We start from the raw sequence: 12405 nt of genomic DNA on the forward strand, positions 1-12405 counted from the left end.
TAATCTTCCTTGATTATTATAAATCACCCACTATTTTATGCGGTAATTTAATTAACGGGTCAATGTGACACGTCTAGCAACATTATGAAAGAATTGTTTACAATATCGTAAACGCTCAGTTTCTGCTAAGCAACCAAAAAAGTCAAGTAGCGATAAATATAAAAAGCCATAACTAATAGTTATGGCTTTTTATATTTCTAAGAACAACTTACAAGAGTTTACCGGTTTCAGGCTTATATGTAAGATGTAAGTTGCAGCATTTTTTATATATGTTCTATATATGGCTGCTTGATATTGGTCTCAGCTATTGCTTCTAGCGACTGCTTCTATATTTAGTTAAATGATATTAACGCACAACGCCGCGGCGACTTTTTTGCAGCGAATCGATTAACAATGCAATTTTTGGTTCTTGTGGTAACAGCTCTTCTTTTAATATCTCTAGCGCTTGAGCCGTCGTTAAGCCTGAACGATAGACAGTACGGTATGCTTGACGCAAGACATCAATCGTCTCTTTAGACCAGTCTTTACGGCGCATACCTTCGACATTTAGACCATGTGCTTTCGCAGGATTGCCAGATACCATGGTAAAAGCAGCCACGTCCTTTAGAATAAGACTTGCGCCACCCACCAAGCTATAATCATCAACAGTACAAAACTGATGAATACCGGAATTACCACCGATAATCGTATGATTACCAATGGTCACATGGCCTGCAATGCCAACGTTATTGGCCAACACATTATGGTCGCCAATTAAACAATCATGGGCGATATGGGTATTGACCATCAAAAGATTATGATTGCCAATCTTAGTCAAGCCGCCGTCTTGCTCAGTACCACGGTGTAAGCTACAGGCCTCACGAATGGTATTATGATCGCCAATCTCAAGCCACGTACGCTCACCAGCGTACTTTAAATCCTGTGGGTCTTCACCGATGCTGGCAAACTGATAAAACTGGTTGTACGCACCGATACGCGTCAGTCTTGCCACGACCACATGACGGTGTAAAACCGTATGGGCGCCAATGGAAACTTCATCACCGACAATACAATAAGGACCAATGGTGGCAGTTTCATCAATCTTAGCGGACGGTGAGATGAGTGCTGTTGGATGGATCTGACTCATAATGAGGGCCTTTGTATCATCTGATGCGAGTAAATGGTAAAACAAATACAGACAGTTTAGCGTTAATAATCACCCTAATACCAGCTCTGTTTAAAAAACACTGTGTCTAAAACTATTATTCTGTCTAAAATATAAATATAACGCTAATCTTTACTATTCGCGGCAGCCAGCAGGTCTAAACAATCTCACCGACCCGCTGCGCAACGTCTATAGAAATACTTTATTGTTCCTGACGTGCAATCATAATCTGAGCACTAGCAGCAAGCTCATCTTCGACGTGGACGGTACAATCAAACTTATAAATACCCTGCTTTTGCATCACGGTTTTGGCACGGATAATCAGCTGGTCACCAGGGATAACACGGCGCTTAAAACGCACTTTATCCACCCCGGCAAACAGATACAGATAACCGTCTTCTGCCGTCAAACCGGCGCTGATAAAACCAAGAACACCGGATACCTGCGCCATCGACTCAACCATCAAGACACCTGGCATAATCGGCTCATCAGGAAAATGCCCATTAAAAAACTCTTCGTTAATGGTCACATTTTTGATACCGGTAATACATTCGCCAGGGGTACAAGATATTACTCTATCGACCAGCATAAATGGATAACGATGCGGCAGATAATGCTTTAGGGTATGGTAGGTTAAGGGTAATGTTAAACCTTGTTCCGCCAAACTTTTAATGTCTTCATCAGTAGGTCTATCAATATCAGTTATGCTCATAATGGGGCTTCCTTGCTGTATGCTAAGCTTTACTTTGTCTTTAAGCGTTGCTGTGTTTTTAAACTTTATAAATAATTGATTGTCGTGTTAATTAAGCATTCATTGTCAGGTACTAATCACGCTGTAATAGTTATGCTGTACCGGTTATGCTGGATTAGTCACGACCAAGCTGGCGAAAACGTACCGCTGCGCGCCGCCAATTGGCAGTCGGCATGGCTGCTGTTCCAGAAGAGTATGAGCCCGCCTTTGTGATGGATTTTGTCACCATGGTCATGCCAGATAATGTCACATCATCAGTAATGTCAATGTGACCAGTAATGCCAACAGCGCCCCCTATAATGCAGCGCTTGCCAATCGTCGTACTACCTGCGATACCAGTTTGCGCCGCGATGGCGGTACCATCACCGATACGCACGTTATGGGCGACTTGTACAAGATTGTCAATAATAACATGATTGCCAATAACCGTATCATCAATAGCGCCGCGATCGATACAGGTTTGGCTCCCAATCCGAACATGATTGCCAATCACCACACGTCCTAGCTGAGCAATACGCTCCCAACCAGTAGTACTAGGGTTACTCGTAGGGGCAAAGCCGAAACCTTCAGCCCCTACGCTAACCCCAGCATGCAATCTTACATGATTACCAAGCACACAATCGTGTCCGATGACCACTTGCGATTTGAGCACACAATCGCTGCCAATCGTGGTATTTTCTTCGATAACCACATTTGCCTCAAGCATACTACGGTCACCAATTTGCACCTGTTCGCCAATGACACAAAAAGGTCCGATGGTCACTCCATTACCAATCACTGCGCTTTCAGCGATTATGGCGCTAGGATGAATACCGCTTTTCGATGGCTGGTGAGCAAAAAGTTGACTGGCGCTGGCATAAGCCAAATAAGGCGCAGCAACGACTAATGCAACGGCAGTTTTGGCAACTTTATCATGATGTTCTGCCGTGGTCAGCACTGCCCCTGCCTGACTGTTTGCTAAGCTAGGAAGGTAGTGCGGATTGGCTAAAAAACTTAATTGCTGCGGATTGGCGGTCGTTAAATTACCAACACCGTCTAAATTTAGACATAATTGCGCAGCGCTAAGTTCGCCCTTGTTAAGAACAGGCTGACGCTGCTCAATCCGAGTGATGAGTTGCTCAATCGTTATCATAATTGTTATTAGTATAGTGACTGTTAGTATGGGTATGAATAAGATGGTCGCCAAGTTGAGATATCATCTTGGCTACCTGCTAAAGTTTAATTGTCTATTAATTTATTTAGCTGCATAAACTAAAGCAATTAAACATCGTTACATGACTTATGTTACATGGATTATCGTTACATGGCTTCATGGTATTAAAAAGTATTACCAATTTGGAACTGAACTTTTTCAGTTTCATCGCCTTCTTTGTCACCGATCGGCACTGCATAACTGAGAGAAATCGGACCAATTGGCGTATACCAAGTGACACCTAAACCAGCACTAAAACGCATCTTATTATCTTGGGTTAATAATGGTACACCGGTATCTTTTCCAGTAGCCGGATCAATGAAGGTGCGGTCTTCTTTATCTGTCGTATCAAATACTTGACCGCCTTCAGCAAACAGTACCGGACGTACCTGATCTGCCCAATCACCTTTAAATGGCATTGGTAAAATCAGTTCTGTACCAAAGCTAACCAACGCATTACCACCAATCTCTTCTGGTTTCAATGAGCCTGGTTTATCACTAACGGCATCATAGTAGCTTTGCGATTTAGGCCCAAGCGTTGAGGCTTCATAGCCACGTACCGAACCATAACCACCGGCATAGAAGTTTTCATAGAATGGCAAATCATTACCATAACCAAGTTTGGTATAACCGCGCGCCACCCAATCTTTATAGATAGGTTGATAAATATTGCCGCGATAAACCAATTTCTGATAACTGGCATCACCAAGACCAATGGTCGCATCGACCGTATGGCTCATACCTTTATTTGGAAATACTGGACGATCTAACGTGCTGTAATCCCAGCCAAATAGTAAGTTATAGCTTTGATATTCATTTTTAAAACCGGTACGACCTGAAAGCTCTTCTTCCCCTTTATCATTAGTAAAAGTGTACTTCTCAAACGTACCACCATCATCCATAATTTGCTGCACGTTTGATACACCAAGGCGGCTACCACCACGTACGGTCGTATTATCAACGTTCAAGCCCGCACTCACACGTTTGGTTTCATCAACAGGATAACTATAGTTCAGCGTAGCACCATAAGCATCGGTGACATAGTTACTAACGTTTCTGTCATCGTACTTGGTTTCACGATAATAAGCACTGATACCTTGCGAAACACCGTTTTCTGTAAAGTAAGGATCGGTATAACCCAAGCTATAAGAGTCACGCGTCTCAGAACGCGATAGTGCCGCTTTCACACGGTTACCAGTACCCATAAAGTTGTTTTGGGTCAAGTCTAACTGAAACGTCACACCGCCACTTTGCGAATAACCCGCAGCAATAGTGGAGCTACCAGAAGGCTGCTCTTCAACCGTATAATTTACATCGACTTGGTCTGGCTGATTAGGCACTGGCTTCACATCGACATTGACGCCTTTAAAGAAACCGGTACGCATCAAGCGTGTACGTGACAGTTGAATCTTATCACTAGAGGCAAGTGCGCCTTCTAACTGACGCATTTCACGGCGCAGTACTTCATCTTGGGTTTTTATATTACCCGTGAAGTTGATACGGCGAACATAGATAGGACGCGCAGGATCAATATAATAATCGACGTCGACTACTTTAGTCTCATCATTGATACGCGTGACCGGTCTGATTTGGGCTAAATAATAACCTTCATTACCATAACGACTCTTAAGGGCGGCCGTTGTAGCATCCAGCTTAGCTTGTGAATATTTTTCATTGGGTGCAAAAGTAACCAGTTCTTTTAACTCGTTGTTTTCAAAGGTTGGCTTACCTAAGAAGTTCACTTCACCAAACTGATATTGCTCGCCTTCGCTTAAGCTGACTTCGATAAACACACTGCTTTTATCTTCGCTGATATTAAGGACGGCATTGTCTACTGAAAAGCGCACATAACCATCGTTTTGATAAAGGGCTTTTAGATTCTCTAAACTGGCCGCCAATTTTTCTTTGGCATAGCGATCAGACTTAGACAACAGACGCGTCCATGACGACTCTTTTACCGCAAAAACGTCTTTTATCTGCTCATCACTAAAGTGCTTATTACCAATAATATTGATATCGACGACTTTAGCAGGCTTGCCTTCAACAAAGCGCACATCCAGTTTTACGCGATTGCCATCTAATAAAGTTTGATCAACTTCAATATTGCTATTGTAATAACCTTGACTGATATATTGCTGCTGTAGCTCGTTGGCAACGCCTTGCAACGTGGCTTGTTTCAGCACATCACCGACAGATAAGCCTGCATTGCCAAGCCCTTGTTCAAGCCCTTCTTTTGGGATGAGTTTATTGCCTTCAAAGTTGACTTCAGCGATGATAGGACGCTCGACGACATCAAAGCGCAGCTTGCCACCTTCGACACGGCTTTGAATATCGGCGAAGTTTTCAGTCGCATATAGCGCCTTAATACTGGCAGCCAAATTACTATCATTAACCGTATCACCCACCGTAATAGGTAAAACTGGATAGAGACTATCAGGAGTTAGGCGTTGTAGACCGTTGAAACCAATGTCAGTCACTACAAATTCTGCAGCCTGAACGGGCATACTCATCATCGCTACAACTAACGGCAACCCAGCCGCGCTCATAAATAAAGGCGTACGCATAAACACTATCCGTCAATAAAAAACTTGCTTAAGTTAAGGTAAAAAGCACGTGTTGTCTAGCCCATTTCGCATAAAGTCGTAAACTTCAGCGTGGGAGACTCAGGACACTTTATATAAAACGCATCATAAAATAAACTAAAAAATAAAATTAGTACAGTGGCGACATTATGAAATAAACACCGTATCGCATCAATCATCAGTGCTTGATAAGGGCGCAACCATTAGCCTATCGCGGCTTACTTGCCAAGCGACAGCATCCTTTGTCAAAATAGCCGACTGATATCATTACCAATTGCTAACACCATGAAACCTGCCAGCAAGAGTAAACCGATATTAAGTCCAACCATTTGCACGCCTTCAGAGAGTGGTTTACCGCGTATCAGCTCAATAACATAATAGACAATATGTCCACCATCTAATACTGGAATGGGTAAAAGATTCAATACGGCAAGGCTTAAACTGATCAAAGCTGCTGTAGATAATACCATCTGCCAGCTAATATCAAAGCTTTGTTTGGCAACTTTTGCAATGGTAATGGGACCTGATAAATTCTCTAAACCAATCATGCCAGAGAGCATCTTGCCCATTGAGCTCACCGTCATAACTGCTAACTGCTCCGTCTTCTCAAATGACTTTACCAACGACTCGCCAGGACCGTAAACGACGGTAGTCTTATAGGCATCAGGAATCACGATTTCAGACTGAGCCACCATAGCACCAATTTGCCCGTAATCGTTACCTAAATTGTCTTTTTTACCTTGCGGCATAATGGATAACTGTACCGACTTGCCATCACGCAGCACGGTGAAACTCAGTAAAGCCTCAGGGCTATCACGAATGATACGCGTGGCACTGATCCAATCGCTAATCTCTTCACCGTTAATAGCAGTAATGCGGTCACCAACCTGTAAGCCTTGGCGACTGGCAGCACCATCGGGCGTTAAATCGCCAACGATTGGTGCGATGTTTGGTTGCCACGGTATCATACCAAAGCTTGATAACGCATCTTTGCCTTGCGCATCGCCTTGCATAAACTCTTTAATCGGTGCTTGATAAGTTTTGGTCGCGTTATTACCTTCTGCATCAGACTGCAAGGTGACACTGACATTATCCGTTTCACCCATACGCCCCGCCAAACGATAGTTAATACCTTCCCACGTCTGCACCTCATGACCATCGATTGCAACGATTTTATCACCAACGGGCAACTGTGCCATCGCTGCTGGCGTGTCTGGTAATACTTGCCCTATCTTTGTCGCCAATTGCTCTGATGGGGTCATAAACAACACCCAAAATAGCGCAATAGCGATGACAAAGTTCATGATAGGACCCGCAGCAACAATCGCAATTTTCTTCAGCGGATGTTGACGATTAAAGGCTAGATGCTGCTCATCGGCGGCCACCTCGCCTTCACGCTCATCGAGCATTTTGACATAACCGCCAAGCGGCAATGCCGAGATGCGATAATCAATACCGCTCTTTTTGCTGGTCCAACCAAAGAGTTTTGGGCCAAAGCCGATAGAATAGGTCAGCACTTTAACGCCGCAAAGACGCGCCACGATGTAATGACCCCACTCATGTAAGGCGATGAGCGGACCTAAGACAAATATTGCCGCAAGCAGCGTTAATAAAAACGTCATGATCTTTTCTCAGTATTAGCTCTCAGTATTAGCTCTCAGTATTGTCTCTTAACATCGTTTATCACTATCATTTTTTGGCATACTGTTTAGCATCATCTGTCGATATCACTTTTTAACAGCATTTATCAAATAGCTAAATTTTATAGGTTTAGGCCAACTTCGCCACCAGCGTATCAGTATATTGACGCGCTATTTTATCGATAACTAAAATATCTTCAATATCGGCAGTCTCATCTAATACCGATACTTGTATCTCATCTAATGCTTGCGCATTAATATCCGCAATATCGGTGAGGCGAATTTGCCCGTTTAAAAATGCCGCAACCGCAATCTCATTGGCAGCGTTTAGCACAATCGTGGCCTGTGTACCCGCTTGCATCGCCTGCCTTGCCAAACGCAAACAGGCAAATTTTTGCAAATCAGGCTCAATAAACTCTAAGCCGCTTAAGGCAAATAAATCCAATGGCTGCGAGCCGCTATCGATACGGTCAGGGTAACTTAGCGCGTGGGCGATTGGCGTCTTCATATCGGGACTGCCTAGCTGCGCTAAAAAGCTGCCATCGCTATATTCTACCATTGAGTGAATAATACTTTGTGGATGAATGACCACATTTATCTTATTTTCTGGCAGATCAAATAAATGGCAAGCTTCAATCAGCTCAAGCCCTTTATTCATCATCGTAGCCGAGTCGACCGATATTTTTTGCCCCATCGACCAATTCGGATGTTTCACCGCTTCAGCAACACTAGCTTGCTGCATCTGTGCAAAAGACTGTTGCAGAAATGGTCCGCCAGATGCCGTCAACCATAATTTACGCACACCATAATTTGGCTGATGGACTTGGGTATTGTCTTGCTGAATCGCTAATGGCAAACACTGAAAAATGGCGTTATGTTCTGAATCTAAAGGCAACAAGGTCGCATGATGCGTTTTAACCGCATTAATCATGACTTTCCCTGCCATGACCAATGCTTCTTTATTGGCCAGTAAGATACGCTTACCTGCGCGTGCGGCAGCTAAGGTAGAAGGCAGACCGGCTGCGCCTACGATAGCCGCAACAACGGTATCAGTTTGCGTATCGGTTGCAATATCGACCAACCCTGCTTCACCGCCGACCACATCAATATTTAAACCTGCTGCGCTAAGACGCTGAGCGAAATCATCGACCGCTGATGTCGGCACACTGACGCGTTTGGGCAAAAACTGCTGACAGAGAGCAAATAGCTTATCTAAACGGTGATAGCCTGATAAGGCATAAACTTCATAGTTCTGTGGTTGCGCCGCTAAAATTGCTAACGTGCTATCGCCAATCGAGCCTGTCGCGCCTAGTACGGCGATGCGTTGGGTCATAACCATCTGTGCCTATAATACGGTGAAATTAAATGAGAAATAAAGACAATAAATATAAGGTATAGAACCTAATAATAGGCAGCCTAGTCGCTACCAAATACGTAAGCCCTACCTTTTTTTATATTTTTAGCCTGATAGCTTTTTATTCTTAGGTTACTTATTTTTAGACTACTTATTGTTATACGACAATTAGACCAAGCTGCTGTATTGCCCAAAAGCCCAGTGCAAATATCGGTGTGGCAGACAATAACGAGTCAATGCGGTCAAGAACGCCGCCATGCCCCGGTAAAATCGTTCCAGAATCTTTAACATCAGCACGGCGTTTGAGCATCGACTCAAACAAATCACCCAGTACGGACGCCAAAATTGTCAAAGCCGACAAGGCTACAAAAGCGATTAATGGTACGCCAGTCAATTGTAGTTTAAAGACACTAATGACAATGACCACAAGCAAGCCTGTGACTAAACCGCCTGCCAGTCCTTCCATACTTTTATTGGGGGAGACATTTGGTGCCATCTTGCGGCGACCGAGCTTACGCCCAACAAAGTAAGCGCCACTATCGGCACACCAGACTAGCAAGAATACATATAACAGCCACCATGCTGACAGCTGCCATAAGTAGAACATAGCGGTAATGGCGGCGGTCAATATTACTACACCCATCAATGCCAATTTTTTACCGTACCAGTTGGTATGAGTGGGAAATACCCGCACCCAAGACAGCGCCATCAGCCAGATAACCAGAGACGCCACCCACCAAAACAGCCACGTGACTTTAAACATCAGCGAGACGATGGTCAGTGCTAACACTAAGAGCACAAATAACGCAGGCTGCTGCCATTTTGGCATCAGCTTCGTCCACTCGTGGGCGGCGATAATGACGCCAATCGCCAAAAGTGGCGCAAATAAAATAGGAGTTTGGCTCGCAAACATTGCAATACCAACGATAATAACGAGAACAATTGCCGTCTTAATTCGTTGCCACATACTTATCGAGCCTTATATAACGAAGAATATTTGGTCAAAATGCATCATAATCATGAACTATAACAGTGAACCATAATAGTTCATCAATTATGATTAACGCTCATTAAAGCAGCTTATCATTGACCAAACAAGTGTAATTCAAACGTCTAGCACATTTTAATAAGCCATTTTTAAAACGATTATAAGCTTTAATTATGAGCATCAGTTATGAATTTCAATTATGTTAGCGCGCCTGCTGTTCTATCACCACTTGTTCGCTCGTTTTGCCAAAGCGGCGTTGACGTTGGGCGAATTCGGCTATCATCGCGGCCAACTCTGCTACTTTAAAGTCCGGCCACAATGTTTGGGTAAAGAACAATTCAGCATAGGCAGATTGCCACAACAAGAAGTTCGACAGACGGTATTCGCCGCCCGTGCGTATCAACATATCGACTGCTGGCGCATCTGCTAATTGTACATATTCACCAAGCATCTCTTTATTAACGTCTTCCGCGCGCAGCTTGCCTGCCTCTACTTGCTGTGCCAACTGTTTGGCGGCATGAGCAATATCCCATTGACCGCCATAACTAATAGCGATGACTAAAGTCATGGCTGTAAAATCAGCTGTTTTTGCTTCAGCATCGGCCATCAATACTTGCAAATCTTCACTAAGCTGACTGCGATCACCAATAAAACGCAGGCGAATGCGATATTTGAGCATACGTGGCATTTGCTCATTGATGGTTAAGCTCAACAGTTGCATCAACAATGCCACCTCACTCGGTGGACGTTGCCAATTCTCACTTGAAAAGGCAAATACGGTTAGGACTTCAATACCAGTACTGACACAGTATTCGACAATAGGATCTAGTGCATCTTTGCCAGCGATATGCCCCTGACCTTTACCTAAATGATTGATTTTACCGTAACGATTATTGCCATCCATGATGACAGCGATATGACGCGGAAGAAGAGCGGGAGATAAAGCATCTGGAGTAGACATAGGCTAACTTGCTTGTGGTTTGGATAAAGTAATGGTAATCGAACTAAATGACAGCCTTGCAAAAAATTATTGCCTATTTGCCTTACATCTACTAAAAAACCTAAGTGTATTAAAAAACGACGAAAAGGCTTGGATATAGAACTTATAGCAAAATAAAAGCTTAATTTCTCATACGACAGTCATTCTAATACGCCAATAAACAGCCAATCATTATTCAATATTGGCTGTTTTTTTAGAGAAAGAATATGGACAACAAATTATCTTTGACGAAAGTGCATTGTCTTTAACTAACTAAATAACTAAATGAAAAGACAACGCTTCTTTCCTACACTTCCATCAAGTCGCTTTCTTTTTTGCTTAGACGGCTGTCAATCGTTTCAATATACTTGTCAGTGATTTTTTGAATATCATCACTGGCGCGGCGCTCATCATCTTCTGAGATTTCTTTCTCTTTTGCCAACTCTTTAATATCATTCATCATATCACGGCGGATATTACGGATAGAAACGCGGCTGTTTTCAGCTTCGCTACGAGCAAGCTTTTGCATATCGCGGCGCGTGTCTTCGGTCAACGCTGGCATCGGCACACGAATCACGTCAGCTGTCATCGGGTTTAAGCCCAAGTCTGCTTCGCGAATGGCTTTATCAATCGCTTGTACCATAGTACGCTCAAATGGCTGTACCAATAGCGTGCGCGAATCTTCGACATTAACGCTTGCCACTTGATTCAATGGCGTATCTGCGCCGTAGTAGCTAACCGTCACACCAGATAGCATACCTGGATGGGCTCGACCAGTACGTACTTTACTAAAGGTGCTTTCAAGCGCCTCTAGCGTCTTTGCCATACGTGCTTCGCCGTCTTTCTTAATCTCATTAATCATTATGTATCCTTATTTATCGCTCTCGATAAATCATTCATTGCTGTTAGGTATAAAGCTGTTAGGTATAAAACTGTTAGGTATAAATCTTATTCAAAGATTGCTGCTGACCACATCAGTGATTTCATGCTCATATAAATGATAAAGCCTACGCTTAAGCTTAATGATAAACGCGCGTGCCTTCATTTTCGCCCATAATAACGTTTAATAATGCGTTAGGCTTGGTCATATCAAACACTTGCAGCGGTACGTTGTGCTCACGGCATAAAGCGATTGCTGTTAAGTCCATAACGCCCAGTTTTTGCTCGAGCACTTCATCAAAGGTTAAGCCATCATATTTTTTGGCATCAGCATGTAAGCTTGGGTCTTTATCGTAAACGCCATCAACCTTGGTCGCTTTTAGAATTAAGCCCGCCTCGATTTCAATACCACGTAAGCAAGCGGCAGTATCAGTGGTAAAGAAAGGGTTACCAGTACCAGCGACAAAAATACAAACTTCGCCGTTTTTGAGATAACGAATGGCGTTACGGCTGCTATAGCTTTCAGTGACTTCGCCGATTGGCAATGCTGACATCAAACGCGTTTTAATATTACGACGCTCAAGGGCATCACGCATCGCCAAACCATTCATGACAGTGGCAAGCATGCCCATTTGGTCACCAGTCACTCGGCCGACCAAGCCTTCTTTTTGTAGCTGGGCGCCGCGGTATAAGTTCCCACCGCCAACGACGATACCGACTTGTACCCCAAGTCCGCGCAAGTGGGCGATAGACAAGCTCATCTTATCGAGCACTTCGGTATCAATCCCCATCTCTTTACCACCGGCTAAGGCTTCACCAGAGAGTTTCAGCAAGATACGAGAGTAACGCGGGTTTTTGTCAGACATGAGGTCACCTTGTTAGCATTAAATTATAAT

10 protein-coding genes are annotated in these 12405 nt (G+C 43.7%); all 10 read right to left on the reverse strand.

The features are described 5' to 3' along the window. Positions 1 to 346 precede the first annotated feature (346 nt). The gene (lpxA, locus tag JMX50_RS00600) at positions 347 to 1126 is read right to left on the reverse strand and encodes an acyl-ACP--UDP-N-acetylglucosamine O-acyltransferase (RefSeq protein WP_201565387.1); all 780 of its coding nucleotides are present in this window, start codon (positions 1124 to 1126) and stop codon (positions 347 to 349) included. 220 nt (positions 1127 to 1346) lie between these two features. Continuing rightward, positions 1347 to 1856: a 3-hydroxyacyl-ACP dehydratase FabZ gene (gene fabZ / locus JMX50_RS00605; RefSeq protein WP_227670482.1), complete on the reverse strand. Its 510-nt coding sequence runs from the start codon at positions 1854 to 1856 to the stop codon at positions 1347 to 1349. A gap of 154 nt (positions 1857 to 2010) precedes the next feature. Next, the gene (gene lpxD, locus JMX50_RS00610; protein WP_201628054.1) at positions 2011 to 3027 is read right to left on the reverse strand and encodes a UDP-3-O-(3-hydroxymyristoyl)glucosamine N-acyltransferase; all 1017 of its coding nucleotides are present in this window, start codon (positions 3025 to 3027) and stop codon (positions 2011 to 2013) included. A gap of 185 nt (positions 3028 to 3212) precedes the next feature. Then, positions 3213 to 5651 carry an outer membrane protein assembly factor BamA gene (gene bamA / locus JMX50_RS00615; RefSeq protein WP_201628055.1) on the reverse strand — a complete coding sequence of 813 codons (2439 nt, stop codon included), beginning with the start codon at positions 5649 to 5651 and terminating at the stop codon, positions 3213 to 3215. A 263-nt stretch (positions 5652 to 5914) separates the two neighbouring features. Then, positions 5915 to 7291, reverse strand: a complete 1377-nt coding sequence (rseP, locus tag JMX50_RS00620; RefSeq protein ID WP_201628056.1) for an RIP metalloprotease RseP — start codon at positions 7289 to 7291, stop codon at positions 5915 to 5917. Between the two features lie 148 nt (positions 7292 to 7439). Further along, a complete protein-coding gene (gene ispC / locus JMX50_RS00625) occupies positions 7440 to 8648 on the reverse strand; it encodes a 1-deoxy-D-xylulose-5-phosphate reductoisomerase (protein WP_201628057.1) in 1209 nt (402 codons plus the stop codon). A gap of 172 nt (positions 8649 to 8820) precedes the next feature. Continuing rightward, positions 8821 to 9630, reverse strand: coding sequence for a phosphatidate cytidylyltransferase (locus JMX50_RS00630; RefSeq protein ID WP_201628058.1), 810 nt, complete (start codon positions 9628 to 9630; stop codon positions 8821 to 8823). 223 nt (positions 9631 to 9853) lie between these two features. Then, on the reverse strand, positions 9854 to 10612 hold the full coding sequence (uppS, locus tag JMX50_RS00635) for a polyprenyl diphosphate synthase (RefSeq protein WP_201628059.1): 759 nt from the start codon (positions 10610 to 10612) through the stop codon (positions 9854 to 9856). Positions 10613 to 10937: 325 nt separating this feature from the next. Further along, positions 10938 to 11492, reverse strand: coding sequence for a ribosome recycling factor (frr, locus tag JMX50_RS00640; RefSeq protein WP_201628060.1), 555 nt, complete (start codon positions 11490 to 11492; stop codon positions 10938 to 10940). Positions 11493 to 11649: 157 nt separating this feature from the next. Next, entirely contained in the window at positions 11650 to 12375 is a 726-nt protein-coding gene (gene pyrH, locus JMX50_RS00645) for a UMP kinase (protein WP_149489717.1), read from the reverse strand. Between the last annotated feature and the right edge of the window lie 30 nt (positions 12376 to 12405).

Origin of the sequence: Psychrobacter maritimus, assembly GCF_904846345.1 — a bacterium.
Taxonomy (GTDB): domain Bacteria; phylum Pseudomonadota; class Gammaproteobacteria; order Pseudomonadales; family Moraxellaceae; genus Psychrobacter; species Psychrobacter maritimus.